The sequence below is a fragment of the Arthrobacter sp. B2a2-09 genome, from assembly GCF_027587375.1.
Taxonomy (GTDB): domain Bacteria; phylum Actinomycetota; class Actinomycetes; order Actinomycetales; family Micrococcaceae; genus Arthrobacter.
The window spans coordinates 51,165-78,030 of record NZ_JAMXIC010000019.1 but is presented as its reverse complement, the minus strand read 5'-3'; the positions used below and the strand labels follow the sequence as shown (position 1 = coordinate 78,030).

At 60.2% G+C, this 26,866-nt stretch carries 26 protein-coding genes and 2 tRNA genes; 12 read left to right on the top strand and 16 right to left on the bottom strand.

The window, feature by feature from the left end:
• Positions 1-53: 53 nt before the first annotated feature.
• The 10 genes from NFJ07_RS18290 to NFJ07_RS18250 form a co-directional block, all read right to left on the bottom strand.
• Positions 54-1,619, bottom strand: coding sequence for a hypothetical protein (locus NFJ07_RS18290; protein ID WP_269996462.1), 1,566 nt, complete (start codon positions 1,617-1,619; stop codon positions 54-56).
• On the bottom strand, positions 1,612-2,652 hold the full coding sequence (locus NFJ07_RS18285; RefSeq protein ID WP_269996460.1) for a phage portal protein: 1,041 nt from the start codon (positions 2,650-2,652) through the stop codon (positions 1,612-1,614). Before NFJ07_RS18285 ends, NFJ07_RS18290 begins: the two co-directional genes overlap by 8 nt.
• Before the next feature lie 198 nt (positions 2,653-2,850).
• Positions 2,851-4,197 carry a terminase large subunit domain-containing protein gene (locus NFJ07_RS18280; RefSeq protein WP_269996458.1) on the bottom strand — a complete coding sequence of 449 codons (1,347 nt, stop codon included), beginning with the start codon at positions 4,195-4,197 and terminating at the stop codon, positions 2,851-2,853.
• Positions 4,198-4,685: 488 nt separating this feature from the next.
• Positions 4,686-5,045 (bottom strand): HNH endonuclease, encoded by a 360-nt coding sequence (locus NFJ07_RS26070; protein WP_442865368.1) that lies wholly within the window; start codon positions 5,043-5,045, stop codon positions 4,686-4,688.
• A gap of 268 nt (positions 5,046-5,313) precedes the next feature.
• Positions 5,314-5,895: a hypothetical protein gene (locus tag NFJ07_RS18275; RefSeq protein WP_269996456.1), complete on the bottom strand. Its 582-nt coding sequence runs from the start codon at positions 5,893-5,895 to the stop codon at positions 5,314-5,316.
• A 103-nt stretch (positions 5,896-5,998) separates the two neighbouring features.
• Positions 5,999-6,163 (bottom strand): hypothetical protein, encoded by a 165-nt coding sequence (locus NFJ07_RS18270; RefSeq protein WP_269996455.1) that lies wholly within the window; start codon positions 6,161-6,163, stop codon positions 5,999-6,001.
• Between the two features lie 209 nt (positions 6,164-6,372).
• Positions 6,373-7,650 carry an AAA family ATPase gene (locus tag NFJ07_RS18265; RefSeq protein ID WP_269996454.1) on the bottom strand — a complete coding sequence of 426 codons (1,278 nt, stop codon included), beginning with the start codon at positions 7,648-7,650 and terminating at the stop codon, positions 6,373-6,375.
• Positions 7,651-8,005: 355 nt separating this feature from the next.
• The gene (locus NFJ07_RS18260; RefSeq protein WP_269996452.1) at positions 8,006-8,224 is read right to left on the bottom strand and encodes a hypothetical protein; all 219 of its coding nucleotides are present in this window, start codon (positions 8,222-8,224) and stop codon (positions 8,006-8,008) included.
• A gap of 452 nt (positions 8,225-8,676) precedes the next feature.
• The gene (locus NFJ07_RS18255; protein ID WP_269996450.1) at positions 8,677-8,805 is read right to left on the bottom strand and encodes a hypothetical protein; all 129 of its coding nucleotides are present in this window, start codon (positions 8,803-8,805) and stop codon (positions 8,677-8,679) included.
• Positions 8,806-8,983: 178 nt separating this feature from the next.
• Positions 8,984-10,465, bottom strand: coding sequence for a recombinase family protein (locus tag NFJ07_RS18250; protein ID WP_269996448.1), 1,482 nt, complete (start codon positions 10,463-10,465; stop codon positions 8,984-8,986).
• On the opposite strand from NFJ07_RS18250, the gene NFJ07_RS18245 reads away from it, so the two are divergent.
• From NFJ07_RS18245 to ettA, 3 genes are all read left to right on the top strand, one after another.
• Positions 10,458-10,901, top strand: coding sequence for a single-stranded DNA-binding protein (locus tag NFJ07_RS18245; protein WP_269996446.1), 444 nt, complete (start codon positions 10,458-10,460; stop codon positions 10,899-10,901). The two genes, NFJ07_RS18250 and NFJ07_RS18245, sit on opposite strands and share 8 nt — an antisense overlap.
• A 124-nt stretch (positions 10,902-11,025) precedes the next feature.
• The gene (locus tag NFJ07_RS18240) at positions 11,026-11,550 is read left to right on the top strand and encodes a DUF6993 domain-containing protein (RefSeq protein WP_269996443.1); all 525 of its coding nucleotides are present in this window, start codon (positions 11,026-11,028) and stop codon (positions 11,548-11,550) included.
• Between the two features lie 47 nt (positions 11,551-11,597).
• Positions 11,598-13,280: an energy-dependent translational throttle protein EttA gene (ettA, locus tag NFJ07_RS18235; protein ID WP_236811427.1), complete on the top strand. Its 1,683-nt coding sequence runs from the start codon at positions 11,598-11,600 to the stop codon at positions 13,278-13,280.
• 115 nt (positions 13,281-13,395) lie between these two features.
• On the opposite strand, the gene tesB is transcribed toward ettA, so the two are convergent.
• Entirely contained in the window at positions 13,396-14,304 is a 909-nt protein-coding gene (gene tesB, locus NFJ07_RS18230) for an acyl-CoA thioesterase II (RefSeq protein ID WP_269996440.1), read from the bottom strand.
• A gap of 63 nt (positions 14,305-14,367) precedes the next feature.
• On the opposite strand from tesB, the gene NFJ07_RS18225 reads away from it, so the two are divergent.
• The gene (locus NFJ07_RS18225; RefSeq protein WP_269996438.1) at positions 14,368-15,042 is read left to right on the top strand and encodes a hypothetical protein; all 675 of its coding nucleotides are present in this window, start codon (positions 14,368-14,370) and stop codon (positions 15,040-15,042) included.
• Between the two features lie 92 nt (positions 15,043-15,134).
• Here the strand turns inward: NFJ07_RS18225 and NFJ07_RS18220 are convergent, their stop codons facing one another.
• Both NFJ07_RS18220 and NFJ07_RS18215 read right to left on the bottom strand, forming a co-directional pair.
• On the bottom strand, positions 15,135-15,608 hold the full coding sequence (locus tag NFJ07_RS18220; protein WP_269996436.1) for a globin: 474 nt from the start codon (positions 15,606-15,608) through the stop codon (positions 15,135-15,137).
• A 1-nt stretch (position 15,609) separates the two neighbouring features.
• Positions 15,610-16,338, bottom strand: a complete 729-nt coding sequence (locus tag NFJ07_RS18215) for a mechanosensitive ion channel family protein (RefSeq protein ID WP_269996434.1) — start codon at positions 16,336-16,338, stop codon at positions 15,610-15,612.
• A gap of 103 nt (positions 16,339-16,441) precedes the next feature.
• Between NFJ07_RS18215 and NFJ07_RS18210 the strand changes: the two genes are divergently transcribed.
• The gene (locus NFJ07_RS18210) at positions 16,442-17,482 is read left to right on the top strand and encodes an NAD-dependent epimerase/dehydratase family protein (protein WP_269996432.1); all 1,041 of its coding nucleotides are present in this window, start codon (positions 16,442-16,444) and stop codon (positions 17,480-17,482) included.
• Here the strand turns inward: NFJ07_RS18210 and NFJ07_RS18205 are convergent.
• Both NFJ07_RS18205 and pepN read right to left on the bottom strand, forming a co-directional pair.
• Positions 17,479-17,958 (bottom strand): OsmC family protein, encoded by a 480-nt coding sequence (locus NFJ07_RS18205; protein ID WP_269996430.1) that lies wholly within the window; start codon positions 17,956-17,958, stop codon positions 17,479-17,481. The two genes, NFJ07_RS18210 and NFJ07_RS18205, sit on opposite strands and share 4 nt — an antisense overlap.
• A 100-nt stretch (positions 17,959-18,058) precedes the next feature.
• The gene (gene pepN / locus NFJ07_RS18200) at positions 18,059-20,620 is read right to left on the bottom strand and encodes an aminopeptidase N (RefSeq protein WP_269996428.1); all 2,562 of its coding nucleotides are present in this window, start codon (positions 20,618-20,620) and stop codon (positions 18,059-18,061) included.
• Positions 20,621-20,758: 138 nt separating this feature from the next.
• Here pepN and NFJ07_RS18195 point away from each other — a divergent pair, with 138 nt between their 5' ends.
• The 3 genes from NFJ07_RS18195 (at position 20,759) to NFJ07_RS18185 (ending at position 23,311) form a co-directional block, all read left to right on the top strand.
• On the top strand, positions 20,759-21,760 hold the full coding sequence (locus NFJ07_RS18195) for a hypothetical protein (RefSeq protein WP_269996426.1): 1,002 nt from the start codon (positions 20,759-20,761) through the stop codon (positions 21,758-21,760).
• 136 nt (positions 21,761-21,896) lie between these two features.
• On the top strand, positions 21,897-22,379 hold the full coding sequence (locus NFJ07_RS18190) for a ribose-5-phosphate isomerase (RefSeq protein WP_269996424.1): 483 nt from the start codon (positions 21,897-21,899) through the stop codon (positions 22,377-22,379).
• Positions 22,379-23,311, top strand: a complete 933-nt coding sequence (locus NFJ07_RS18185) for an Fpg/Nei family DNA glycosylase (protein ID WP_269996422.1) — start codon at positions 22,379-22,381, stop codon at positions 23,309-23,311. Before NFJ07_RS18190 ends, NFJ07_RS18185 begins: the two co-directional genes overlap by 1 nt.
• A gap of 92 nt (positions 23,312-23,403) precedes the next feature.
• Here the strand turns inward: NFJ07_RS18185 and NFJ07_RS18180 are convergent.
• Positions 23,404-23,477 (bottom strand) — tRNA-Gly (locus NFJ07_RS18180).
• 143 nt (positions 23,478-23,620) lie between these two features.
• On the opposite strand from NFJ07_RS18180, the gene NFJ07_RS18175 reads away from it, so the two are divergent.
• From NFJ07_RS18175 to NFJ07_RS18160, 4 genes are all read left to right on the top strand, one after another.
• A tRNA-Pro gene (locus NFJ07_RS18175) sits at positions 23,621-23,695 on the top strand.
• 68 nt (positions 23,696-23,763) lie between these two features.
• The gene (gene tig, locus NFJ07_RS18170) at positions 23,764-25,131 is read left to right on the top strand and encodes a trigger factor (RefSeq protein WP_269996419.1); all 1,368 of its coding nucleotides are present in this window, start codon (positions 23,764-23,766) and stop codon (positions 25,129-25,131) included.
• Positions 25,132-25,373: 242 nt separating this feature from the next.
• Positions 25,374-25,994 (top strand): ATP-dependent Clp protease proteolytic subunit, encoded by a 621-nt coding sequence (locus tag NFJ07_RS18165; RefSeq protein WP_269996521.1) that lies wholly within the window; start codon positions 25,374-25,376, stop codon positions 25,992-25,994.
• Positions 25,995-26,030: 36 nt separating this feature from the next.
• Positions 26,031-26,690 carry an ATP-dependent Clp protease proteolytic subunit gene (locus NFJ07_RS18160; RefSeq protein WP_018777832.1) on the top strand — a complete coding sequence of 220 codons (660 nt, stop codon included), beginning with the start codon at positions 26,031-26,033 and terminating at the stop codon, positions 26,688-26,690.
• The last annotated feature ends 176 nt before the right edge of the window (positions 26,691-26,866 follow it).

Here is a 26,866-nt window from a genome sequence, read left to right as displayed (position 1 = left end):
GCGCCTGCCTCTTTCTGAGAGTGAGTGTCATTCGCAATAAGCGAATTAAAAAATTAGGAGACCTTGATGAGTTCGCGGTTGTCGTGAAGGAGCGTGGCGTAAGCGCCCCATACGCCTCGGAGTTCACCGTTACGGGCAACGTCGGCAGCGTTCACGCGGACAGGACCACCGGCAAGGGTGTAAAGCTCTGTTGCCTTGGTGGAGCCAACGATGACCTTGCCGTTAAGGTCTGTGCGGGAGAGCGGAGCCGGGACTAGGCGGAAGCCCTCTAGGGAGCCTTGCGTCAGACCGATCTGCTTGGACAGGAGTTCCAGGTTTACGCTGCTCTGGGTCTCCATGAGTGTCAGCCAGAGGTCGGAGCCAACAATTGCCCATTCCGGAGTTCCGGTTTCAGCGATCATCTGTGCGCCTACAAGGAGCTTGTGCCACGCGGTGCCGCCAGCTCCGGTCACTGCAATGGAGTTGGTGTTGATGAAATCAAGGGCGATCTTATCCATCTTGCGTTCCCAGTCATCCGTGCACTCACGGAGGTAGGAAGCAACATAGCCACCGTCATTGAGAGTGAGGGTCAGGCGGTCAAGGGTGTGTCCACCGGCAAGCTCGGCAGCGGTAGCCGAAACCTCAGTGACAACAGGTGTGTTGGAAGCTAGAGCGGCTGGGAATCCGGCGTAGTCGTAGGCAACCTGAGGAAGTGTGGAGAACTTCCAAGACTTGATGGACTTCGCTACAAGGGTCTTCTGTCCCATGAGCGGAGCGAATTTCGCGGTGTAGCCGCGCCCGGTCTGGTAAAGCTCGCCAATGTAGTTAGGAATTGCGGTGTGAGAGTAAGAGTCAGCAGCAGCAATGTCAGTCAGGGCAGCGTGAAGGGCCGGGGTAGCGCTCATGCTGGCACCGCTCGCGAGCATTTCGGAAAGATCCTCAAGAGCGGACTTAGAAGTTGCACCGCTAGCTGAAGCGGCAAGAAATTCTGCTGCGGGAGCAGCGGTGGATTCAGACATATCGTCTTCCTTTTCGGGAGTTGGGTTTGTTGCTTCGGCCACTTCGGCTTCTGCGGGTGTTGCCTCGGCTTCAGGGGCTTCCTGAGCTTCGGAATCTTCGGGTGTGGTTGGTGCTGCAATGGCCGCTGAAAGGGTCTGTACGGCTTCCTGAAGGGCTGCTAGAGCGCCTTCAATGTCTCCGGTGTCTGAGGCCATGAGCAGAGCGCTTGAGTAAGCCGGGGTCTTGCACAGTGCGGCTCCGGTCAGCTCTCCGTCGTACATGACGCCGTTACGGATGAGCGGGTTACGTACCTCTACGGAGATGCCTGTTAGGTCGCCAGCGCGTGCGGCCTGTAGAGCATCGTTGCCGCGCTCAAAGTCGGACAGCGCAACGGTCGCATAGAGGGCGTCATCGGCTTCCTGCACCGAGAGGAAGCGCCCTAGCGGGGCATCCTGCCTGTGCTCGGCGTTTAGGATCAGGTGCGATATGTCGGACGGGATCTTGACGGCTCCCTTGGAGACCGTGACGCTTCCCTTATTGGTGCGGCCCGCCTCATTGAACGGAAGCAGTTTGTAAGTCAGGGTGCGGGTGTCTTCGGAGGCCGTAAGCAGCTCTCCGTATGCGTGGATGGTGTTAGACATTCGGAATTACTCCTGCGGGTGTGGGATTAGTGGTATTGCCTTTTGCGTCGGCAGTCACGTCGAATGACGAGTAATCAAAGGAGACCTTTACGCCGGGAGGAACAACGTCCGGTTGCGAAAGGCGGTCGGCAATTGGTTCCGTGAAGAGCTTCAGGCTCAATTCGAGAAGTTCCGACTTGCTTTGCAATGCGTTGGAATAGACATCGGAGTTTCCGGTTGTACCGTCTACCATTCCGCTCGCGATATTCAGATGGTTTGCAAGGTCGGTACGTACTGCCATGCGTGCGGCGATGAGCATTTGGGATGCAGAATCGGAGCCGCCAAAGTCCTTGACCTCAAGCCCGAATGGCTGGAATAGAATCCCGCCGTTATCGTTCTGACGAGCGGTTGTGTAATCGCTGATCATCGCGTCGATTTCTTCTGCTGATGCTTCCTGCTGCTGAGTCTCGGCAATAACCGTGATAGGGGAAGGATTGGCAGCGCGGTTTAGGATGGTGCGCTCAAGGGCCGCTGCGTGGCGTACGGACGTACGGGCAGAGACAAGGAAGCCCTGTGGCTTCAGACCTGAAAAATAAATGATGGAGTTCTGATCAACTGGCTTCTGATCAATGAGGACATTTCCGTTGTTGTCCAGACTCCAGCGGTTCGGGTGAACGCGGACTGCATCGGAGACATAACCGTCAGCACCACGAGCGACAAACCAAACGGAGCCGTTTTGAAAGATGAGATCCTGCACGGTGGCAGCAATGCGGAGCTGCGGTGTGACAGCGCCTTGTGTGTTGGATAGCCAGTCCGGGCCTTGGATCGGGAAGCGGCTGCAAACGCCGGAGTAGATGCCGATAGCTGCACTGACGGCGGGGATTGCCATGGCCTCATCGACGCTGACGGGCAGGGCAGTATTCGCAACGTTAGGGAAGACCAGGCTCTGAAGAGTGGCGGTAGACCAAGGGGATTGGATTAGCGGCTCGGTCGAATATGCGCTCTGTGTGGCGAACTCGTAGAGCTTCGAACCGCGCTTATCAAAAATTCCCAAACTAACTCCAATGAAGACAACGAATGATGCGTTTGTGTTGTACTTTTCATTGGCAATTAAGGCCGGGAGTTCCTAAAGACCGGAACAAACGTCTTCAAAGTATTCCGCTTGTTCCGGTCTTACATTAGGAGTTACAGACTGCAAGATCTGGTAATACAATTATACCAGAATTCCAATACCACTAGTTGAAGCGTTTGTCTACAAGAGAACTGCTTCGCGCTTCCTACGTGGCTCTTTCAGGCGCTTTCCAGAAGCCACAAACAATGCTGCGGACCCTGCGCACAACGCGGAGATATCCGAATTGCTGGCCTTGCGCCCGAAGAGCCTTGTCTCGTTGTTCCAGCGCCACACAACGGCTTCCGCTGACTGATCCAATGAAGCACTGTTAGCGTGGCGCAATGTGCCATCCGCGAGAGCCTGAGAAATGAACGCGGCTCCAGCTCCAACTTCCTTCAGCGTCAGCGCCTTCAGGCGGGAAGTGTTCGCACGTGGCAAGCGTCCATAGGACTGGGCAACCTGGACGTTGAAACCAATAGGGTCATAAACCACATCAAGGCGCGGATTTGCAGTAACAGCCTTCTGGATTTCCTTGGCAACCCAGTTTGTGCCCGCGCGGTGCTCCATTACCTGCATGAATGCATGGCCTTCCTCATCAATCCAAGAGGCTGTGAGGCTTGCCGAAATGCCGTCAATTGCACAGTCAAAGCCAAGGGTCCAATTCCCGTCAGGAATGGGCTGTGGATCTACCGCTGTCGCCTCCCACAAAGGCGCTGGAAGGGCGCGTGTGACCATATCGGGAGGCCACTGGCCCATGTACTCCATCGACCATTGCGGAGTCGTTAGGGAGGCTCTGCGCGCTCTCATCTTGTCGATGGTGGTAAGGGTTCCGATACCGGGATGAGTGGCTAGCCATACGGATTCATTCTCAATGTCTTCGTGCTCCGCTGCTGCGTACTCGGAAATAGCGTGGCCAGCCAAACCCTGACGGCCGGCCTCAAGCGCGTTCCAGTACCAGCCCGCTCGCTGGCGTCCCGGTGTCCCACAGAGTAGGAACATGCCGTCTTCCACGGTGTCCAGAAGGGGCGCGGCTCCCTGTCGGATGTCCTCGGACTTCTCGGGGTCGATGGCTTGGAACTCGTCAATGAGGATGACGGAAGCTGCATCGCCTCGGAAGTTGTCGGGATCCGGAGAAATACTGTGCAGACGCGAGCCATTCGGGAAGTACATAGACAGGTCGCCAGCGCCACGGAGGATGCGGGGTCCGCCCTTGTCCTCCGGATAGTAGCGATCCAGACGACGAGCGGCTGACAGGTAGCGCTCTCTGGACTTCTGTCCTGACTGTGCGGTGACGACAACCTCAAAGTCCTCATTGAGATCACACATACCCAAGATCCACGCCCAAAGAATCGTGGTCTTTCCCGCACGCCTCGGCCAGCAAACGGCGGTGGTCTCGTGACGTTCATCCAGCAGCTTTGCTAGCTCTAGCTGGTGCGGGTGAAGGGTCCAGCCAAGCATCTCAGCGCCTCTTAGCGCGGCCTCACTCATCGCCAGCCGCCACGGAGACAAAAAAGGGAGGGGCAACAGCCAGGGTTCTCAAGCCTTGGCCCGAAAAAGGCTTTGAGTCTCGGATGTCGTGACACTTGATGCAGAGAGCGTCGTAGTCAGTGATGTTCGTTGACCACTTGCTATGCACCAGCTCTTGCTTGCCTGCCCTATTGCGGACACGCGTGCCTTCGATCTCATACGCGCTGCTGTTGCGGTAGCTCCACTCGCTGGCCTGTGCACCACAAGAGCAGACGCGCTCACGTGCTGGGCCTCGATAGTGGTTGAGGCGTTGGTGCGCGGCGTCATAGCTGCATGCTGTGGTTGGTGGTACCGCTGCGGTGTAGACCAGCGGTGCTGGCGTGTAGCTCTCACGTGCTGCTGTGCGCCACTGCTCACGGAATGCTTCGGGGTTCTCTGCCCTGCGTCGGGCTTGGTAGCAGCGTGAGCACTCCTGTGTCTTCTGGCATCTGATCTTGGTTGACCCGCACTTACACATGTGAGCCGCCCAACTGAGGCAGCAGCAGAAGCGCGGCGACATTCCAGAACTTGTTAGTACGCTCGGTCTCAACGGCGCGGACTATCTTTGTCTTGGCCTTGCTCTGGTTGCCTAGCTTTCCTCCATGGCTGCGGTTGCAACGGGAGTGGCTGACAGTGAGGTTGCTGGCTTGGTGGCTACCGTTGTGCGCCTGTGCCGTGATGTGGTCTACATCCCACGAGACGCCTTGTCTCTTGCACTCGGCAGCGCTGGGGATGGTGACCCCGCACCTGTAGCAGGGGAGTGGTAGTTGTTGCGCGAGCTGTGCTCTAGCGCTGGTGACCCTACGGCCTGACCAATTGGCTGATGCCATGACGAATACTGCTTTCCGCTTTCGCGTTCATTCGTCATTTCGGCAGGACCATTTAGGTCAGTGGCGTATTTCTCCGGTTGCCTTCCGCTTGCACATGCTGTGCTGTGTTCCCCGTCTAATTCCGGAGCGTCAAGCCATTCGGTGGCTAATCCTCATCCCGCATTATCAGCGCTATCAATATGAAGCAGATCAATACCGGGATTATTGTCCAGGCTGGGAGTCCGGTGTAACTGAATGGGATCACTTGATCACCCCGTTTAATTATACCTTAGTGATAACCGTTCTCAGTTGATGCATAAACGGCTTCACGTCCTAGTCCAGTCTTTGTGATGAGACCTGCATTAGCCCATGTCTTCAATCGGTCAGTAGCGGCTATCTGACTCTGGCCGGTAACCTCCATAAGTTGCCCCACCGTGAATTCGCCACCGGTCTCCCTCATTAGCTGAGAGCAAGCAATCCAGTTTTTGGAACGGACCAGACGCGTTGAATGTGATCCACGCTCAGTAATGATCTTCGGAGGTTTTACCGATTTGGGTCTTGGTTTACGTGGGTAGGCCTGACGGGGTTTTGGCTTTTGTGGAGACGATCCGGGAGGGTTGTACTCGTAGACGTTTCCCGTATGCCTGACCGGCTCCCACGCGCCAGCTTCCTTGAGCTTGGCTACCGTGGCGTCTATCTCGTCTTGAAGGTCATCGAGCTTCACAAGCTTCCTGAGGATCTTGTCCTCATACCTCTCAACGTCCCCGTCCTTGACGGTCATAAGGGACGTGAGCATGTTGTAGACGATTCTTTCCAGTGTGGCCGCTTGCTTCTCCAATTCGAAGAGTTGGGCCTTTAGTACTCTGCTCATGCTGTGCGCTTTCCGTATGCTCGTGCTTGCTTTCCAAGCTCTTTCATTCTTCCGTGGTGATTCTTGACCAGTACGCCTACAAGGACTAGGCAAAGGATTTCAATCACTTGGCGCTCCTACGGATTTGCTCTTCTTCGTACCAGCGGTCAATGTCGAATCCGGATTCAGGCAGGATGTGGACTGTTCCTGTGTTTGCGTCCGTCATGAAGAGCGCTGACTCTCCATCCCAATAGTTCGGAGTTGGACTGATTTCGATGTTGCTGCTCATTGTGTAACTTCCTTCGTGATTAATGGCTTGGTTGTATGGTTTGGTTATTGGTTGGGGCTAAAGCCCCCCCAACCAAACCAACCATCCATCTACATACCCGGTTCTATGGTTATGTAGTGGTTGGGTTTATGGTTGCCAACCATAGAATCCCCTAGATCTAGGGGAACTAGAGGCCAATAGGCTTCTATGGTTGGGTTATGGTTGGATGCTTAGGAATTGATTGCAGGGTCTTCCGGAGCCACTGCAAAGGGAGCCAATCCAACCATAGAAGAGCGGCCTTGCTTGCTCTGAGTGAGGTAGTTGGAATACGTCATCCATTCAATTGCGTCTTTGAAGGCCTTGGTGTTCCTGTCGATGCCTACCGCTTCGGATAGTGCACGAACGGAGAGTTCACCGTTGGTGAGGGCATTCATGATGAGGCGCACGGTGTCGTCGGTCGGCCTCTTGGATGAGATCTCCGAATAGGCGGCAGCGGTCTTGTCCAGCGGAACACAGACAGCGCCCTCAGAGTCGAATCCCGGAATGTCGCGGTAGCCCTGAATGTGGTAACTGATGGAATCCTGGGGGACAGCGCGTCCCTTGACCTTCGTCCATTCGAGCTTGGCCTTACCGGACTTCTCGCCAATGCTCGTCAGCTTGGCCTGAGCATCGCACTTGCCCATCATTCCGGATGCGCCACGGGCCTTGTTGCCGTCGTGTCCGGTGTGGTGGACAACTACCGCCATGAATCCGGCAGTGTCGCCAAGGCGCTTGACCTCTCGGAGGACACCAACCATGTCAGTGTTGCTGTTCTCATCCACGCCGGGAGCAAGGTCAATCTGAGTATCGAAGACCACTAGAGAAGGGTTGAGATCCAGCTCGGCTACTTCATACAGGAGACGCGTCCATGAGTCCTTCGCCTCAACGTCGGACTTGCCGACGCCTAGGAACATGTGGTCTCCGTCGCCACCGTCAAGGAAGACCAGACCATCAAGACGGGAAGGGTCAATGTCTTTGTGGTACTTCAGCCATGCGTCCACGTGTACGGACAGGGCCGCGCCACCTTCAGCGGCCACGTAGACGGCTTCCTGAGGCTCGCCGCCATTGTTGAGCCTGTAGCCCTGCCAGTTGTCCAGACCGGCGCACCAGCTCATCACGAGATCCAGAACCACCAGCGTCTTGCCGGTGTAAGACGCTCCGAAGATCTGGAAAAGTCCTGAGCGGTGGATCTTGTCTTCTACAAGCCAGTCAATTTCAGGGGTCTTGAGCATGTCCGCTACGGACTTTAGGCGGTTGGTCTCTTTGAAGTCGTCAGTTCGGGCCTGATCTTCGGCAAGAAGCCTTGCTTGGGTCTCCGCGATCTTTGCGGCTGTTTCGGCTTGCTTGCGCTGTTCGGCTGCTTCGTCGCATAGGAGTTCGGGAACGAACTTTAGATATCCGCGCTCGTTCTTGACGTAGGACGGGAGTCCTTGAGCTGCTAGGTCGCGGCCTTCTTCCAAGCTGTCCACGGTCGGGATGCTTGTAAAGCCATTCATTTTCCACAGAGCTAGCGTGCCTGCTCTGGACTTGAATTGTTTGAGGTCTTCCATCAAAGACGCTCGGTGTTCCTCGCGGCTGGCAAAGCCCGTAGAGGCTAGGGAGTTAGTAGTTGCAGTTTCCATCTTGATTGAATCTTTCTAAGTGCTGAGTCCATTTGGTCTCTTTTCTTGGTCATTTGAGTTGAGCTGTATTTTTTCTTGGCTCTGCAAATCTGGTATAATAGATATGCAGGTAACCGGATTTCTATTCAGTTATTGATTCGTTGTTTCGTTGGTTCTTAACAACCTCTGGAAGGCCTCCCGTAGTCGTAGCGGGAGGCTTTTCCTATTTGCGTGCGTTCTCGCAACGGTCGGCAATCATCCGGTCAACCTTGGTCGCGTTGTCCCGGTAGTGGGCTTCTCCGTATTGGACCTTGTAGTCATCCGTTTCGCCCTTCACACACTTTGCGTACCGGGCATCAGCTTCACTTGGTCCCGCTGGCGTCTTGGCTGCACAGCCTGTCAGGAGCGCTCCGGCGATGAGTACCGCTGCAAGTCGTTTCATTGTTCTGCTTTCTCTAGTTCTTCGATTTCCGCTGTTAGTGCCGATATCTTAACTTGCCTCTTGGTCATCTCTTCAACGTGCATCCTTGTGATTCTGTCGAGAGATCGGATGGTGGCTGTTCGTGATTGACGGAGTAGTTCCAGTCGGCCTCTTTCGCGCCCTGCTCGTTTATCCATATTGCTTCCTTAGTGGTTGTTTCGTTCTTTGTCAATTATATATCAATTCTCAGAGGCCAAGTTGATGGAACCTGTTTTCTAATATGCCGATTCCGGGCTTTTTGTAAACTTCTATAGACTTAAGAAGTTTGCCGTTAACGTACGAAACCCCCGAATTCTCAAGGAATTCAGGGGTTTCAACGCGACATAGAGTCTATCATGGCGGACCCATTATCACCTAATCGGCCTCCACCGCAAGTTCGCAAGATCCAACGGGAAGTCACCGAAACATCCAAATCAGTCGCGGATGCGCTCCCAAGTGCGCGTATCGGCTCGATAGGTAACCCAATACCCGTCCTCTACGATGCTTGGCGTCATGTAGCGTCGTTCGCCGTTCTTCGGTTCTTCTTCGATGGTCTTTGACACTGTGTTCTCCTATCGTCTGGCCCGAGTTTTTCCCGGTGTTAATGAGACTACGCAAGGGGTTAATGTTCGCGCAGCAGTCCCAAGAGAATGCGTTACATTCTGGGATCGAATCCGCGCCATTGCTCGAAAAACCTATAGCGTGTCGCGGTAAAGCTGGCGTGTCGCTACATCCGGTGAGTCAGGAACGCGCCAGCTCACGCGGAATCATCACGATATTTGCGTTGTCCCAGCGTGCGCCCTTGCCAACGGCTTTCAGGGTGATGGTCTTCCACATGAGCGAGACCATGCGACGGCGCTTCTCAATGCTGAGCTTGTCCCAGTCGAAGACCATCTCAAGCTCGCCTTCCGGATTCATGCCCTCTTCCCCAATCTCCGGAAGTCGCACCAGTGAGACTTTCTCCAACTCTGCAATCTTGGACTCAATGTCCCTCAGGCGTGCCTCATGGCTTTGGCGGTACGGGCGTATCTCGCTCGGCTTCATGCGGTCCTCAGGATCGGCTGTTGCATCTTCCTCCAGCCAGTCAGCCCAAAACTTCAGCTCCGTTGCTCGCTTCTGTCTGAGGGTGCTGAGGGCCTGCTTGTCCACTTCCACGGCCTCAGGCTTGATCTCCAGGATTCTCTCAAGGGTCCGAAGAATCACGTAGTCATCCGTGGGGTAGAGCATCTTGGAGACATGCCCGTTGGTGCAACGGTAGATAGGGGATTCCTTGTAGCTTCCGTCCTTCTGCTTGCGGCGAGTCTTCCGCCCATACGCTTTGTCTTTGCAGACTTCACAGGTCAGAAGGCCACTGAGCAGATACTCATAGTCGGTCTGCTTGGGCTTCGGTCGGCCTTTGGTCTCAAGCCGCGCCACGAGAGAGCGCCACTGGTCTTCCTCTAAGACGGCTTCCCAATTGCCCTTGATGAGTTCATAGGTTTCCTTGTCCGGTTCGCCGTCCTTGCCCTTTATTACCTCCACGTTGTGTTTCCGGAGTCCAGCAAGGCGCGGATGCATCAGCGTGCGGCGTAGCGGTTGCCTCTGCCATTGGTCGCCAAACGTGGTTTTGAGGCCGCGCTCATTAAGCAGAGTCACACCAGCGGAAATGGTTCCGTCATTAATGATGCTGTCCGCGATTTCCTGAATGGCCACTGCCTCTTCCTTGACGAGCTTGCCCTCAAGCGTCAGACCGAACGGCCTACGTCCGCGCCAGTGGTGATGTCCTGCTTCTCTATCCTGCGCAAAGCGGGCTTTCTGGCGTGCGCTTCTCTTGTCTAGCTCGTCCTGAGCAAACGTGGTGAGGATTCGCGCCATGGTCCGGCCTGTGGGGGTGGCAAGGTCGATGTCACTGTCAGTCGTGGCAACCGTCAGTGAAGACTTCTCCACCAACTCGATGATGTGTTCGAGTTCCTTGGGTCTGCGCCATAGCCGGTCGAGCTTCCACGCTGCAATGGCGTCGATCTTCCCGGCTTCGAAGTCGGCAAGCATCTGTTGATACGCGGGACGCGGAACCTTGCCGGATGCCGAAACATCGTTGTCCAGATACTCTGTGCCAATTTCCCAGTTTCTGGCTTTGAGCATCTTATGGATGTCTTTGCGTTGGCGGTCAACGGCGTGGCCTTCGGACTCGGTACCTAAGCCCTTGTCCTTGGAGATGCGGAGGTATACAGCGGAAGTGGTCATAGTCCCATATGGTACCGCTAACTGGTTCAGCGTCCAGGCGTTCAGGCATCTCGCGGGGAATATTGGATGCAGCGTCAAGAAGGGCCAGCGGATCATCGTGGTCGGGAAACTCAGGTTGAGGCAATGGGAACACGACGGCAAGATCTACCACGTTGCAGAGATCGTCGCCGAGTCGGTGGGGCACGATCTCATGTGGGGCTCGGCGAACTTTATCCGGACCAGCAGTAGTACCAGCCCGCAGAGCACGCCCACGGCCGCTGAGATGGGGCCGGAGAACCCGTGGCCGTCGGCGGATGACGATGGCGAAGACGGCCCGCATGAGGACGAGGATGGCAGCGCCGCGGCCCAACGGGAAGTCATTCTTCCAGCCGGAGAAGGCGATGAGCCGGCTCTCGTTGATACTGACACCGGAGAACTTGTGGACGCGAGTGCCTGAAATCACGCTGGCGCCTGAAATCACGCTAGTGCCTGAAACACGGACGCCGCGGATATCCGTGGATGCCATACGGCGCAGCGGGTAGTGCACCGCATGGCAGAATGGCCGGGTGATGAGCAGGGGAATGCCGCGAAAACCATCAGGACGCCGCCACGCGGCCGCAGGCCCAGGTTTGCTGCTTGCGGTGCCGTTACTCATGGCCGGGCTAGTGGCGGGCTGCACGGCACCTGCTCCTGTGGTGTCTGGAAGCACGCCGGCTTCATCGCCTACCCCGTCGAGTACGGCCAGTGCCCCTCCCACGGCCACTTCCAGTGCTGGAAGCCCGTCGGCATCGGCATCGGCATCGCTCAGCCCGGGCACTGCCGCCCTGAAGCAGACCATGGAGTCCGTACTCAAAACCATCGCCTCCGGAACCCCCAAACCGGCACAAGATGCACTGCGATCGCAACTCGTTTCGGCCGGCGTTCCGGCCTCCGCCTTGGAGGTATCCGCGAGCAAGACGCCGACGGGCCTGGATGTCGACGCCATCGAGGCCGCGGCCAAACTGGACAAGGACTGCGTCATGGGCGAGATCAGGGACGGCCAGGTTTCAGTAGCAGTCCTGCCGGTGTTGGCCAGCGGCAAATGCTTCGTCGGGGATTCCCGCTAGCAGGGCCGAATGTGAGTTATGCCTTGCCACCCATTAGATTTAACGGCATGGCGGAATTCATTTATACGATGACCAAGGCTCGCAAGGCCGTTGGCGAAAAACTAATCCTGGACGATGTCAGCATGTCGTTCTTCCCTGGCGCGAAGATCGGCGTCGTTGGCCCGAACGGAGCCGGCAAATCCACGATCCTGAAGATCATGGCCGGCATCGACACACCGTCGAACGGCGAAGCGCGCCTCAGCCCCGGCTACTCCGTGGGCATCCTCCTGCAGGAGCCGCCCCTGAACGAGGAAAAGACCGTCCTGGGCAACGTCCAGGAAGGCGTGGGCGAGATTTACTCGAAGATCCAGCGCTTTAACGCGATCTCCGAGGAAATGGCCAACCCGGACGCCGACTACGACACCCTGCTGGAGGAAATGGGCCACCTTCAGGAAGCCATCGACGCCGCAGATGCGTGGGACATCGATTCCCAGCTCGAGCAGGCCATGGACGCACTCCGCTGCCCGCCGGGCGACTCCGACGTGACTGTCCTGTCCGGTGGTGAGCGCCGCCGCGTAGCCCTCTGCAAGCTCCTGCTGCAGAAGCCTGACCTCCTGCTCCTTGACGAGCCCACCAACCACTTGGACGCCGAAAGTGTCCTGTGGCTGGAGCAGCACCTCTCTTCCTACCCCGGTGCCGTCCTCGCCATCACTCACGACCGCTACTTTCTGGACCACGTCGCCGAGTGGATCTGTGAAGTGGACCGCGGCCGCCTTTACCCCTATGAAGGCAACTACTCCACGTACTTGGAGAAGAAGCGCGCCCGCCTCGAAATCCAGGGTAAGAAGGACGCCAAGCAGGCCAAGCGTCTCACCGAGGAACTCGAATGGGTCCGCTCCAACGCCAAGGGTCGCCAGACCAAGTCAAAGGCCCGTCTGGCCCGGTACGAGGAAATGGCAGCCGAGGCTGACCGCACCAGGAAGCTCGACTTCGAGGAAATCCAGATTCCGCCGGGACCGCGCCTGGGTGGCCTGGTTCTGGAAGCGAAGAACCTGCAGAAGGGCTTCGAGGACCGGACCCTGATCGACGGGCTTTCGTTCACACTGCCCCGTAACGGCATTGTTGGCGTCATCGGTCCTAACGGCGTCGGCAAGACCACCTTGTTCAAGACGATCGTCGGGCTGGAACCGCTGGACGGTGGCGACCTCAAGATCGGTGACTCGGTCAAGATCTCCTACGCCGATCAGAGCCGTGGCGGCATCGACCCCAACAAGACCCTGTGGGAGGTCGTTTCAGACGGCCTCGACTTCATCCAGGTCGGCCATGTGGAAATGCCGTCCCGGGCCTACGTGGCGGCCTTCGGGTTCAAGGGACCGGACCAGCAGAAGAAGGCCGGGGTGCTCTCCGGTGGTGAGCGTAACCGCCTGAACCTGGCACTGACCCTCAAGCAGGGTGGAAACCTCCTGCTTCTTGACGAGCCGACCAACGACCTCGATGTTGAAACCCTCAGCAGTCTTGAGAACGCCTTGCTCGAGTTCCCCGGCTGCGCCGTAGTGGTCTCGCACGATCGGTGGTTCCTCGACCGGGTTGCCACCCACATCCTGGCCTACGAAGGCGACGAGGAGAACCCGTCGAAGTGGTACTGGTTCGAGGGTAACTTCGAATCCTACGAAGAAAACAAGGTGGAACGCCTCGGTGCGGACGCTGCCAAGCCGCACCGTGTCACGCACCGCAAGCTGACCCGCGACTAAAGCGAATTTCACCACAGAAGGCCGGCGCCCCTGGATATTTCTCCCGGGGCGCCGGCCTTCTTTGCTGCGATGATCTTGGCCGCGTTTGGCAGCGTTCTGGCTGCGACGCAATCAACTACTGCGGGATCCGGAGCATACCCTCCTGCGCCACCGTGGCGACATGCTGGCCGTCCTGGCTGAAGATCTTGCCGGTGGCCAGTCCGCGGGCGCCTTGGGCGCTGGGGGACTCCTGCACGTAGAGCAGCCACTCGTCCACGCGGACGGGACGATGCCACCACATGGCGTGGTCAAGGCTCGCTACGCTCATGCCGGGCGTCATCCAGCTCAATCCGTTCTTGCGGAGCACCGATTCCAGGATGGTGTAGTCGCTCGCGTAGGCCAGGGCGGCCAGATGAAGGTTGGGATCGTCCGGCATCGGGCCAAAAGTCTTCATCCAGACGGCATTGCTGGCTACCCGGTCCTTGGGCGCTTCCACATAGAGTGCGGGGTCTACGTGGCGGACATCGAAGGGCCGCTCGAAGGACATGTGGCGGGCGAGCGGATGGTCGTACTTCTGCAGGAGTTCCGCGGTGCTTGGCAGCGTTTCGGGGTCCGGAATTCCGGCCGGCATGGAGGACTGGTGCTCCACGCCCTCCGCCTCGGTCTGGAAGGAAGCGATCATCGAGAGGATCGGTTGACCTTCCTGGTAGGCGTGCACCCGACGGGCGGAGAAGGAGCGTCCGTCGCGAAGCCGTTCAACGCTGAAAGTGATGGGCTGGTTGGCGTCTCCGGGACGGAGGAAATAGCCGTGCATGGAATGGACGGTTCGGTCCTCCTCCACAGTGCGCATACCGGCCACGAGCGACTGGGCGAGCACCTGCCCGCCGAACACGCGGTGGCGCGGCTGTTTCTGGGACGGCCCGAGGAAGATGTCCTCGGCTGTCCTCGCGCCGTCGAAATCGGCTAGGGACAACAGCTCGATGAGGGTGGATGTGGGGTCCTCAAGGGCAACCTGATGTTCCAGGCCGGCGTGCGCGTCAGTCATGGTTCGACTCTAGACGCCACCCTGACCCCTCTCAACCGCGGACATGCCGGTAAAGTCGATGATGTGTCCGATGTATTGACCCAGTCCTTCCATTTCGTCGATCCTCGTGATCTGGCGGATCTCCGCACTTATGTCACGCGTGCCAAGAGCATCGACGATGGCGCCATACGGCTGCAGGCTTCCGGGCGCGTCCTGGCTGCATATGTGTGCGTCCTGAGGCCGCGCCTCCTGGGCGAAGCGACCCCCACCATTCTCGGGCTACGGACCATCGCCCTCGCCGATGACGCGCATTCCGACGTCACCGTGACTCTGTCCTCGGTCCTGGACCGCTTGGCGCGTTCCGGCGCCGACGACGTCGAGCTTCCGATCCCGCCGTCGACCGTTTCCGAATCGTGGGCGGGAGTCGGGGCGCCCCGCAGCGGCTGGGAGCCGCTGGGTTCAGTGCCCGACGCCGAACTCAGGTCTGTCGCGAATGCCGGCATTGCCGAGGTGGCCGGGATTGTTCCGGAACAGCCTGGCGCATTGATCGTCAACAATGCCAGGGCAGCGGTGTGGGGACGGGAGATTCCGGGACTCAGCGGCGTGCCCGCAGGCGCGGCGTTCGCGGCCTTGGCGCTCGGTTTCCTTGGCGATGGGGAACACCGACTCTTCCGCAACGGCCGCTGGTTCCGGCTCAGCGGGAGCCGGGGTCACATCCTGGCACGATCCGGATCAGGCCTGGGCTTCCAATCCCGCTGAGATTGGGGCAGGCCCTTTCGTGTCGCGTTCCGCGCCACGTAGGGACCCTGCTGCCCCACTCTAGGCGGGTACAGCCCTAAGCGCCTACGCCCTCAGGGCTGCTGGACCGACGGGCTGTTGACCATCGTGAGCGCGGCCCGCTCCATGTAGTCCCACAGCGTACCTTCGTGAAGCGGCGACAAGTCGAGCGAATCCACTGCCGCGCGCATGTGGAAGAGCCAGCGTTCCTTGGCTTCGGGTGTCACCTGGAACGGCATGTGCCGCATCCTCAGGCGGGGGTGCCCGCGTTCCTCGCTGTAAGTGCCCGGACCGCCCCAATACTGCTCAAGAAACATGAGGAACCGTCGCTTTGCCGGGGCGAGGTCTTGTTCTGGGTACATGGGCCGGAGCAATGGATCTCCGGCGACGCCGTCGTAGAAGACATCGATGAGTTTCGCGAAAGTCTCGTGGCCGCCGACGGCTTCATAGAAGCTGTCGGTGTAGGCAGGCTGGCTGAACGGATCGTTTTGCATCAACTGCCGCCGTTCGGCCGGTTGCGGTGCTGCGGATTCCTGCTGGCTGCTCATGTCACTCACCTGCTTTCTGCTCTTTGATCTTGACGGCGTCCTTTGAAGCTTGCGGCGCCCCGGCTGCAGCGGATTCGGCAGGCGCAGTACCGGGAGGTGCGAGCGGAACGTCCTCCGATGCGGCTGGTTCCTGTGGCACGTAGTCGCCTTGCGAGCGGTTGCCCACCCTCAGGATTTCTCCGTTGCGCAGATACCAGATGGCGCCGTCTTCGGCCCGGAGCCGGGTGATCCGGAGGCCTACCGATTCAACGGTGCCAATCACTTCAGTGGTCACGATCACATCGCCGATCCCGAATTGGTCCTCGATGGTGATGAAGATGCCGGAAAGGAAATCGCGGATGAGTTGTTGGGCGCCGAAGCCAATGGCCACACCCAAAATACCGACGCTCGTGAGCAGCGGTGCAATATCCACATTCAGGTATTTGAGGACGTAGATGATGACGATGACCACCACCACCACGCTCAGAACGCTTGTCAGCAGCGAGCCGATGGTGTGGGCGCGTTGGGCGCGCCGTTCATGGTCGAGCGCCCGGAAGGCCGGCTGGACCCACCTGAAATGCGCTTTCTTGAAGAAGCTGGTGCCCTCTGCCACGCTGCGGGTAATACGCAGGATGATGAACCGGGCCACAACCCAGACCACCAACCCAATGCCCAGCGTCACGAAGATTGACGCGAAATCGATCTTGGCTGCATCGGCCACGATGTTGTCGGTCGACGAGGCGACGTTCATTTGCGGGAATGCTCCTCACGGGATCCAATTGTTCGCCGGGCCCTTTTTCGCCGGGCGCTGAACACTCTGTCCACGGTCAACCCTATCGCCGTAGCGTGGCCGCATGCGCATCCTGATTCTTGGCGGAACGGCCTTCTTGTCATCCGAAATCGCGCGGCAAGCCGTCGCGGCCGGCCATGAGGTCACGTGCTTGGCGCGCGGCACAACCGTCCAACCGCCCGACGGCGCCACCTGGGTCCGCGCCGACCGCGCCGAAGGATCAAACGCCTATGCTGAGCTGAGCGGCGCCTGGGACGCGGTGGTGGACGTGTCGCGCGATCCGGAACACGCCCGGCAGGCCATGGAAGAGCTGGTTTTGCGCGCAGCCCATTGGACATTCGTGTCGAGTTGTTCTGTTTACGCGGACCATTCAACCCCGGGAGCGGACGAGGACGCAAAGTTGCTGGCGCCGTTGCCTCTTGGCGCTGCCGCTACCCCCGAAAGCTATGGTGAGTCAAAGTCCGCGATCGAACAGTTGACCATGGACATGGCCGGGGCGAAGGCTCATATTGTCCGGGCCGGGCTCATCGGAGGGCCTGGAGATTCGTCCGACCGGTACGGATATTGGCCGGCCCGATTCGCAGCTTCCCAGGATCCCGTCCTCCTGCCGGACATCCAGGACCGTCCCACACAAGTCATCGATGTTCGGGATCTCGCCGCCTGGATACTCACCGCCGCCGAGCGAGGGTTGACGGGTACCTTCAATGCCACGGGGACAGTGGTTCCCTTCGGTGAATACATCGAAGAGTCACGGCACGCCGCCGGAGTGCGCGCGGAGACCGGGGTGTTTGGGGAGACGGTGGTGGCGGACGAGGAATGGCTGGTGGACCACGAGGTCCGGTACTGGTCCGGTCCCGAGTCCCTGCCACTTTGGCTACCGCCCGGCCACGAAGGCTTTTCGGCGCGTTCGAACGCCGCGGCGCGCGCCCGCGGCCTGGCTTTGCGTCCCTGGCGGGAAACCGTGCGGGATACCTTGGTGGACGAACGCGTCCGCGGCTTGGGCAGGGAACGCAAGGCCGGCCTGACTCCGATAAGGGAACAGCAGCTGCTCGAAGAATTACGGGAGCTATCGAAGCCCGCTGGGAAGGCGCGTCGGGAGACTTAGCTAGCGGCCGCCGTCGTGCTCGGCTCGTGCAGAACGGGAAAATTGACGCTCCGGGCGATAAAGCACACCTCGTTCGCCTCATGGTGCAATTCGTCCACGAGGGAAATATGCGCCGGGTCGGCAACCGTGACTTGCGGCTTCAAGGTGACGTTTTCGAACTGGCCGCTGCCGTCGCGATTGAGCCTCATCATGCCCTCGGCGTGGTCTACATAGTCTGTGACCACCACTCCGTGTTTGACCGCGACATGCAGGAAAGACAGCATGTGGCACTGGGACAGGGCAGTGAGGAGCAGTTGCTCGGGGTTGTACCGGCTGCGGTCGCCATGGAAGGTGGGGTCCGAGGATCCCCTCAGGACGGGCAGGCCGGGGATCTCGACGTCGTGGTCCCTGGCATAGCCACGGTAGGAGGAAGTCCCGGTGCCCAGATTTCCGGTCCAGCGCACGGTCAGGGAGTAGTGGTGTTCGTCCAGGCTCATGCGGAAAGTCTAGCGGCGGTGCTTTCGCGGGCGGCACACGGAAAGGCCCCGGTTCCATTGAAACGGAACCGGGGCCTGACGGTGATTTACCCGACGGTGCTTAGGCGTCTGCCGCGCGGGCCTTCAGGGCACGGGCAACGCCGTCGCGGTTTTCGAGCATCATGCGCCGCAAGGCGTTGCTGGCCGCCGGCAGTTCAGCCAGGAACTTATCTGTGCGGTCCACCGTGGCCTCTGTGGTCAACTGCGCCGGGTAGAGTCCGACGACGATTTGCTGGGCCAGCGCGAAGGTGCGGTTGGCGACAATCTCAGGGACGGCCTCAAAGTACTTTTCGGCGTACGGTTCCAACAGGGACGTGTCCAGCACCCGTGTGAAGCCCGCTACGGCGGAGCTTTGAATGGCGTTGGAAAGCTCGCCTGTCACGACGATCTTGTTCCATGCATCGGCTTTGGCTTCTGGCGTGGGAAGGGCTGCCGTCGCCAAGGCGGCAGCGTTCTGGCCATTGGCCGTGTGGTCGCGCTCCAGTTCTGCGTCGATCCGGTCCTGACCCTGGCGCCCGCCCACCACCAGCGAGGCGAGGAGTTCCCAACGCAAGTCCTGGTCAACTGTGAGGCCATCCACGACGGTGCTGCCGTCCAGGACAGCCTGGACGGTGTCCAGCTGCGAGATGCTCCCGGCAAGCAACGCGAAAGACTTCACGAATTGGAGCTGGGCGTCCGATCCGGCAGCCGCGGTGGACGAGAGTTCCCACAGCCTGTCAGCGGCGGCCACCATGGCGGCATCCTTATGCTCCGCTGCGACGTAGTACGTCAGGGTGGTGGCCAGCTGGCGGAGCTGGGTCAGGATCACGGAGGAATCGGTCTCGGACGCGATATTTGCCAGGATCAGATCGACGTAGCCACGGGCCGGAGTTTCGCCGTCGCGGGCCGCATCCCACGCCGAACCCCACACGAGGGTCCGGGGCAGGCTACCGGCGAAGTCCTTCAAATGGGCCTTCGCAGTGGCCAGAGACGCGGGATCGAGGCGGACCTTCGCGTAGGCGAGGTCGTCGTCGTTGAGCAGGACCAGGTCCGGGCGAGCCAGTCCGGCAAGGGCGGGGACATCGGTCCGCGGGCCATCGACGTCCAGCTCCTCCCTGTGGGTCCGCTCAAGTTTGCCTTCGGCTGAGAGGCGGTAGAACCCGACGGCGAGGCGGTGCGGCCGCAGGGTGGGCTGCTCCTCGATAGCCGTCTGCACGATCGCAAAAGACGTGATGGTGCCGTCCGCGTCGACCTCGAGCTCGGGGGAGAGGGTATTGACGCCGGCAGTCTCGAGCCAGAGCTTGCCCCACTGGTCCAAGTCGCGGCCGCTGGCAGCTTCGAGTTCCTTCATGAGGTCCACCAGTTCGGTGTTCTGCCACGCGTGCTTCTGGAAGTATTCGCGGACGCCGGCCATGAACTGTTCCGGCCCCACCCATGCAACCAACTGCCGCAGCACCGAAGCTCCCTTGGCGTAGGTGATGCCATCGAAGTTGACCTCGACGTCCTGGAGATCGTTGATCTCGGCGAAAATCGGGTGCGTCGTGGGCAACTGGTCCTGCCGGTACGCCCAGGATTTCTCCACGGACGCAAAGGTGGTCCAGGCACGGTCAAATTCGGTGTTTTCGACCGCGGCCAGGTGGGACATGTACTCGGCAAAGGACTCGTTGAGCCAGAGGTCGTTCCACCAGCGCATCGTGACGAGGTCGCCGAACCACATGTGGGCCAGTTCGTGCAGCACGGTGATGGCGCGGCGTTCGATCTGGGCGTCGGTGACCTTGCCGCGGAAGACGTAGCCTTCGAGGATGGTCACCGCGCCGGCGTTTTCCATGGCGCCGGCATTGAACTCGGGAACGAACAGTTGGTCGTACTTCTCGAAGGGATACGGGAAGCCGAACTGGGCCTCGAAGAACTCAAAGCCCTGGCGGGTCAGCTCGAAGATGTTGTCGGCGTCCAGGTACTGCATGAGGGATTTGCGGGCGAACACACCGAGCGGGATGACGCGGCCATCGGAGCTCGTGACCTTGCTGCGGACCGATTGGTACGGTCCCGCGATCAAAGCAGTGACGTAGGAAGAGATGCGGGGAGTGGGGGCGAAATGCCAGACGGAGCGCGCACCGCCGTCGTCCCCGGGGGTGGTTTCCGCTGGTACCGGAGTGGGTGAATTGGAGATCAGGTCCCAGTGCGAGGGCGCAGTGACCGTGAAAGTGAATGCCGCCTTCAGGTCCGGCTGCTCGAACACGGCGAACATGCGGCGGGAATCGGGCACCTCGAACTGTGTGTACAGGTAGGCCTCGTTATCCACCGGGTCCACGAAACGGTGCAGGCCCTCACCGGTGTTCATGTAGGGGGCATCGGCAACTACCGTGAGTTCGTTCTCCGCGGCGAGCTCCGGCAGTTGGATGCGGACGCCGTCGGACACCACCGCCGGATCAAGTTCGGTGCCGTTCAGCGTCACGCTGTGCACGGTCTCCGTGATCGCGTCGATAAAGCTCGAGGAACCCTCGACGGCGGAGAACTTCACCACCGTGGTGGAGCCGAAGACCGTGGCGCCCTTGGTCAAATCGAGGGTGACGTCATACGAGGTCACGGTGAGCAATTCTGCGCGCTGCCCGGCTTCGGCGCGCGTCAGGTTCAGGCCTGGCAAGGTTTGCCTCCAAGAATGGTTTCGAGAAGCCGGTTGGTTTCAGCCAGCTCCGGCGCTGTGAAGTCATTCTTTCACTTGATCCCGGCTTGGCAAGGAAGCTCGATCACAGTGTCGCCGGCGCGGGGTAGCGTTGGAAATATGGGAAGGATGCGCGACTCGTTGGACCTCCGGGCACTCCGCTTTGCGGTGGCGTTTCCGCTGCTGCTGGCCGGCGCGTTTGCTGTGTGCGCACTCATGCTGCGCAACAACCTTCCGGATCCTGTCGCCATCGCGTGGAACGCCGACGGCGGAATCAGCTTTGCGCCGTTCCTGGCCTACGTTTTCGGCGGAGGGGGGTTTCTGGTCGTCGCGGGTTGGCTGGTGTTCATCCAGGCTGTTCCCCTTGCCCGGCCCGTGATGATGCGCCGGGTCATGATGGGCATGGGCCTTATGGTGACCCTCTTCATCACCGCCGTGCTGGCCGCCGGCCTCGTGGGGCAAACCGGCCTCGCGGACGCCCGCAGCTCGCACGTGGATCCCACAGTCCTCGCGTTGGGCGCGGGTGCGGCGTTGCCCCTGGGCGTGGTCATGATGATGGCGTTCAAGCCTGACCCGCATTGGACACCGGAAGACGACGCCGCCCTCGAGGCCGAAAGGATCCTGACGGAAGACCCCGGCCTGGCGGAGGATTCCATGTTGCTGTGGGTCCACGCGCGGAGTTCGGTGTTCGTGATGATCTGCGTGGCCACTTTGTTCCCCGCCCTGTTGATCGCGATTGCGCTCCCGTGGTTGGGCGCATTGTTGGCGGTGGCCGCCGTCATTGGAGCGTGTTTCCTCTTCGTCCGGGTCCGAGCGGACAGGGGAGGGGTGCAGGTCTTTGTTGCGGGCGTTCTGCGGGTCCTCACGGTGCCTGCGGTGGATATCGCAGGCGCGGCCGCGCAGGAAGTCAGGGCAGCCGACTTCGGCGGCTGGGGACTCCGGCACCACGGAGGAGCCACGGCCATGCTCGTGAGCAGCGGTCCCGCCGTCGTTGTCCGCGAGGTCAGCGGCCACAGGGTGGCGTTCAGCGCCGGCACCTCGGCCACGGCGGACCGGCTCGCAGGAATCCTGAACCGTGTCGCGGCGCGTGCGCAGCGCGGCGAGCAGCCTCCGGCCCCCTGAGCGCCGGAAGGTCGTCCGGCCTGTTGGTTTCGTCTTAAGAGGTGAGCCGGGGTCCGATCCTAGTAACCTAGAACCGCATCCCTCACCGCCGCGCCCGGCTTTACCGCGTTCGCGCGCCAGACTGAATGGACTTCCTGTGACCACACCCCGCGTCCACATCGCTACGGACCACGCCGGCATGGAGCTCAGCGCCCACCTCGTAAGCCACTTGACTGCCAAAGGCTACGACGTCGTTGACCACGGCCCCACGGTGTACGACGCCCTTGATGACTACCCTTCGTTCTGCATCAACGCGGCCGCTGCCGTGGTCGCCGACCAGGAGGCTGGCGTTCACGCATTGGGCATCGTCCTGGGCGGATCCGGCAATGGTGAGCAGATTGCCGCGAACAAGGTCAAGGGTGTCCGGGCCGCACTGGCCTGGAACCTCTCCACGGCAAAACTTGCCCGCGAGCACAACGACGCCAACGTGGTTGCCGTCGGCGGCCGCCAGCACACTGTCGAGGAAGCCACCGAACTGATTGAGGCCTTCCTGGCGGAACCGTTCAGCGAGGACGAACGCCACGTGCGCCGCATCGGAAAAATCGCCACGTATGAGAACACCGGCGAAATCGTTGCATAGTGCCTGAAGGGCATTCCATCCATCGCCTGGCACGTCAGTTCCAGGATGTTTTTGCCGGCCAAGTGCTGGAGGTCTGCAGCCCCCAAGGCCGTTTCACCGCGGGTGCAGCGCTTTTGGACTGCCACGAGTTGCTCGAAGCGACGGCACACGGCAAGCAGCTCTTCCTCCGTTTTGACCACGGGGTGCTTCTGCATGTCCATCTGGGTCTCTACGGTGCGTGGAATTTCGGTGGCGATGAATCTTTCCGCGGGGCCTCGAGCATCGGGGCGCCGCGGCGGATCGGCGAACGCGAGACCTTTTCACAAGGCACAGAGCAGGATGCCGGGCCGGATGCAGGTCTCGGCGCAGGGAGCCCCGGAAGTAGCTACACAGGTCCGCCCGAGCCGGTGGGTGCAGTCCGTGTGCGCCTTGTTTCAGCGAACGGCTGGGCAGACCTGAGGGGAGCCACTACCTGCGCAGCGATCACCGAGGCAGAGGCCGCGTCCGTCCTGGCGCGCTTAGGTCCCGATCCCCTGCACAACCGCCCCGGCGACCGCGAGGAGTTCATTCGCCGCTTGCTGCGCCGTAAGACCGCCGTCGGGCTCCTGCTCATGGACCAATCGGTGGTGGCCGGGATCGGCAACATCTATCGCGCGGAGGTGCTGTTCCGCCAGCGCGTTGATCCGTGGACTCCGGGTAGCTCCCTGGACGCCGAAACCGCCGGACGCCTGTGGGATGACACCGTGGCGGCCATGTCGGACGGCGTCCGTGACGGGCGGATTGTTACGACCCCGGCGGCTTTGTGGAGCGACAGGAACGCCGGAGCGCTCGACGGCGAGGCGCACTTTGTCTACAAGCGGCAGGGACAGCCGTGCCGGCGATGCGGCGAAGTGGTGGGGATGGCCGAGATCGGTGCGCGCAAACTCTATTGGTGCCCGGGCTGCCAGAGCTAAAGTCCGGCGCAGGCGGGTGCGCACACCCGGAAACAGCGGGTGCAAACACACGGAAACACGAAGGGCCCCTCACCGAGGGGCCCTTCGTTCTTTGGAGGGGACGACGGGAATCGAACCCGCGTAATCAGTTTGGAAGACTGAGGCTTTACCATTAAGCTACGTCCCCGGGCAAGACTGCATGCACCTCTAGAGTGTTCCGCGCATCTTTCCGGTGGCTGTTGAAGCCGGATACAACTAAACCTAATTCAGGGGCCAAGTGTCAAATGTGCATTCTCCGCCGAGATGCCCGTAGACTGTCCTGTGCATTCACGGGGTGTAGCTCAGCTTGGCTAGAGCGCCTGCTTTGGGAGCAGGAAGTCGCAGGTTCAAATCCTGTCACCCCGACTCTGTGTGCCTGTCCCGATCCGGGACGCGGCAGAACCCCATCCCACAAAACCAGGAGTACTTAGACTGTGAAGAGCGCTGTCGAGAACCTCACCGCCACGCGGGTCAAGCTCAACGTTGAGGTTCCCTTTGAGGAACTGAAGCCGAGCATCGATGCCGCTTACAAGACCGTTGCTTCGCAGATCCAGGTTCCCGGGTTCCGCAAGGGCAAGGTTCCCTCCAAGCTGGTTGACCAGCGCGTTGGCCGCGGCTACGTCTTGGAGACCGCCATCAACGACGGCCTCAATGGCTGGTACCAGGCTGCCGTCCAGGAAGCCGGCCTCCGCCCGCTGAGCCGTCCCGAGGTTGAGATCACCGAGGTTCCGGACCCGTCCTCGACCGACGGTGAGCTGAAGTTCCAGGTCGAGATCGACGTCCGTCCCGAGGTTGAGCTGCCTGACTACGCCGGCATCAAGGTCGAGGTTGCCGCAGCCGATTCCTCCGACGCCGACGTCGACAAGGCCTTGGACGAGCTGCGCGGCCGCTTCGGCACCCTGAAGTCCGTAGACCGCCCGGCTGCCGATGGTGACTTCCTGACCATCGACATCACCGCCACGATCGACGGCGCCGAGATCGATTCCGCCACCGGCCTGTCCTACCAGGTTGGCGCAGGCACCATGCTTGAGGGTCTCGACGAGGCCGTCACCGGCCTTTCTGCCGAAGAAGAAGCAATCTTCGACACCACGCTGGTTGGCGGCGAGCACGCCGGCGAGGCAGCCCAGGTCAAGGTTGTTGTCAAGACCGTCAAGGAGCGCGAGCTTCCTGAGGCCAACGACGACTTCGCCCAGTTGGCATCCGAGTTCGACACCCTTGCCGAACTGCGTGAAGACCTTGCCAAGCAGGCCGCTGAGTCCAAGGTAGTCGGCCAGGGCGTCGAAGCCCGCGACAAGGTCCTGGACAAGCTCGTTGAGCTCATCGAGGTTCCGGTTCCGGACTCCGTGGTCGAAGAGCAGCTCGAAGCACACTTCAACCCGGAGAACGCCCACGGTGAAGGCGAGCACGACACCGAGGAGCACCGCGCCGAGGTCAAGGCCAACACCGCCCGCGCCTTCCAGAACGAGATCATCCTTGACGCCATTGCCGACAAGGAAGAAGTGAGCGTCAGCCAGAACGAGCTGATCGACTACATTGTCACCACGGCAAGCCAGTACGGCATGGATCCGAACCAGTTCGCTCAGATCATCGATCAGAGCGGCCAGGTTCCCATGATGGTTTCCGAGGTACGTCGCCGTAAGGCTCTCGCAGTTGTCCTCGGCCAGGCCGAGGTTGTCGACTCCGAGGGCAACAAGGTTGACCTGAGCGACTTCGTTCGCCCCGCTGGCGAAGAGGTCTCCGTCGAGGAAGCCGAAGAAGCAGCTGTTGTTCCGACCGACGACCCCGCTGCAGTGAAGTTCTAGTTTCAACTCTCGCCGCCCCCGGATCCTAGATCCGGGGGCGGCTTGGTTTAAGCCCGGGGAGCATGGAAAGCGCGCCCTTCCGCAATCGTGCGCCGTCAGCGAACAGTGCGATTTGGGAGAACAAATCGCCGTGGAAAACGGTTAGTGTCCAAGTAGTGAAGATCAGGGATGGCAAGTTCAGCAATGGCCCTGTCACCAGCGAGAGGTAAGTACTTATGTCACAGCACGCAGAGACGCCCAGGATGGCAACCGTCGATCCCGCGGCCCAGGACAACTACATCTACAACCGCCTGCTGAAAGAGCGCATCATCTGGCTCGGATCCGAAGTCCGTGATGAGAACGCCAACGCGATCTGCTCCCAGCTCCTCCTCCTCTCGGCTGAAGACCCGGAGAAGGACATCTACCTGTACATCAACTCTCCTGGCGGCTCCGTGACTGCCGGCATGGCCATTTACGACACCATGCAGTTCATCCCGAACGACGTCGTGACGGTTGCCACCGGGCTCGCGGCCTCCATGGGTCAGTTCCTTCTTTCCTCGGGCACCAAGGGCAAGCGCTACGCCACCCCCAACGCCCGCATCCTGATGCACCAGCCTTCCGGCGGCATCGGCGGAACAGCGTCGGACATCAAGATCCAGGCCGAGCTGATCCTTCACATGAAGAAGGTCATGGCCGAGCTGACGGCCGAACAGACCGGACAGACCGTGGACACCATCCTCAAGGACAACGACCGCGACAAGTGGTTCACGGCCGTCGACGCTCTCGAGTACGGCTTCTTCGACAAGATCGCCGCACACGCAGGCTCGGTTGCCGGCGGTGGCGGAACGGCCAATGCTTCGAATTCCGAGAATTCCGAGAAGTAACCGGCACCAAGAAACATTCAGATCAGGAGCAATAAAATGAACTACAACTTTGGATGGTCTGCCGGTAATCTCCCGTCCAGCCGCTACGTCCTCCCGCAATTCGAAGAGCGCACGCCTTACGGCTTCAAGCGCCAGGACCCGTACACGAAGCTCTTCGAGGACCGCATCATCTTCCTCGGCGTGCAGGTTGACGACGCTTCAGCTGACGACATCATGGCCCAGCTGTTGGTGCTCGAGTCCACGGACCCGGACCGCGACATTACGTTGTACATCAACTCCCCGGGCGGTTCGTTCACGGCCATGACGGCTATCTACGACACGATGCAGTACATCCGTCCGGAGATCCAGACCGTTTGCCTGGGGCAGGCCGCCAGCGCCGCAGCAGTGCTGCTCGCCGCCGGTACTCCCGGTAAGCGCCTCGCCCTGCCGAACGCCCGCGTCTTGATCCACCAGCCGGCTCTGTCCGGCGGACAGGGTGGACAGGCTTCGGACCTCGAGATCCAGGCGGCTGAAGTCATGCGGATGCGCACGTGGCTCGAGGACACGCTGGCCCACCACTCGGGTCGCACCTCGGAACAGGTCAACAATGACATCGAGCGCGACAAGATCCTCACCGCTGCCGAGGCAATGAACTACGGATTGATCGACCAGGTGCTCGATTCCCGCAAGATCAAGCCCCAGGCGATCGCCAGGTAACTGGCCAAAACTCGACGCCGGTGCGGTTCAGGAAATATGGACCGCATCGGCGTTCTGTTTCAACCCAAGCAGCCCATTGTGTCCTACAGTGGAAGTTGTCATGGTGGCGCCCCCGCTGCGATCTTCCGATCTTGGCGGATAGGTACGGGGCTGCACCACCCGCATGAAATGAAGGG

Excerpts from the sequence above, each read along its gene's own strand:
- ettA (WP_236811427.1), top strand. The coding sequence starts at position 11,598 with ATGGCGGAATTCATTTATACGATGACCAAGGCTCGCAAGGCCGTTGGC.
- tesB (WP_269996440.1), bottom strand. The coding sequence starts at position 14,304 with ATGACTGACGCGCACGCCGGCCTGGAACATCAGGTTGCCCTTGAGGAC.
- NFJ07_RS18220 (WP_269996436.1), bottom strand. The coding sequence starts at position 15,608 with ATGAGCAGCCAGCAGGAATCCGCAGCACCGCAACCGGCCGAACGGCGG.
- NFJ07_RS18260 (WP_269996452.1), bottom strand. The coding sequence starts at position 8,224 with ATGAAACGACTTGCAGCGGTACTCATCGCCGGAGCGCTCCTGACAGGC.
- NFJ07_RS18250 (WP_269996448.1), bottom strand. The coding sequence starts at position 10,465 with ATGACCACTTCCGCTGTATACCTCCGCATCTCCAAGGACAAGGGCTTA.
- NFJ07_RS18240 (WP_269996443.1), top strand. The coding sequence starts at position 11,026 with ATGCCGCGAAAACCATCAGGACGCCGCCACGCGGCCGCAGGCCCAGGT.
- NFJ07_RS18290 (WP_269996462.1), bottom strand. The coding sequence starts at position 1,619 with ATGTCTAACACCATCCACGCATACGGAGAGCTGCTTACGGCCTCCGAA.
- NFJ07_RS18210 (WP_269996432.1), top strand. The coding sequence starts at position 16,442 with ATGCGCATCCTGATTCTTGGCGGAACGGCCTTCTTGTCATCCGAAATC.
- NFJ07_RS18275 (WP_269996456.1), bottom strand. The coding sequence starts at position 5,895 with ATGAGCAGAGTACTAAAGGCCCAACTCTTCGAATTGGAGAAGCAAGCG.
- NFJ07_RS18280 (WP_269996458.1), bottom strand. The coding sequence starts at position 4,197 with ATGAGTGAGGCCGCGCTAAGAGGCGCTGAGATGCTTGGCTGGACCCTT.
- NFJ07_RS18270 (WP_269996455.1), bottom strand. The coding sequence starts at position 6,163 with ATGAGCAGCAACATCGAAATCAGTCCAACTCCGAACTATTGGGATGGA.
- NFJ07_RS18195 (WP_269996426.1), top strand. The coding sequence starts at position 20,759 with ATGGGAAGGATGCGCGACTCGTTGGACCTCCGGGCACTCCGCTTTGCG.
- NFJ07_RS18215 (WP_269996434.1), bottom strand. The coding sequence starts at position 16,338 with ATGAACGTCGCCTCGTCGACCGACAACATCGTGGCCGATGCAGCCAAG.
- NFJ07_RS18160 (WP_018777832.1), top strand. The coding sequence starts at position 26,031 with ATGAACTACAACTTTGGATGGTCTGCCGGTAATCTCCCGTCCAGCCGC.
- NFJ07_RS18165 (WP_269996521.1), top strand. The coding sequence starts at position 25,374 with ATGGCAACCGTCGATCCCGCGGCCCAGGACAACTACATCTACAACCGC.
- NFJ07_RS26070 (WP_442865368.1), bottom strand. The coding sequence starts at position 5,045 with ATGGCATCAGCCAATTGGTCAGGCCGTAGGGTCACCAGCGCTAGAGCA.
- NFJ07_RS18205 (WP_269996430.1), bottom strand. The coding sequence starts at position 17,958 with ATGAGCCTGGACGAACACCACTACTCCCTGACCGTGCGCTGGACCGGA.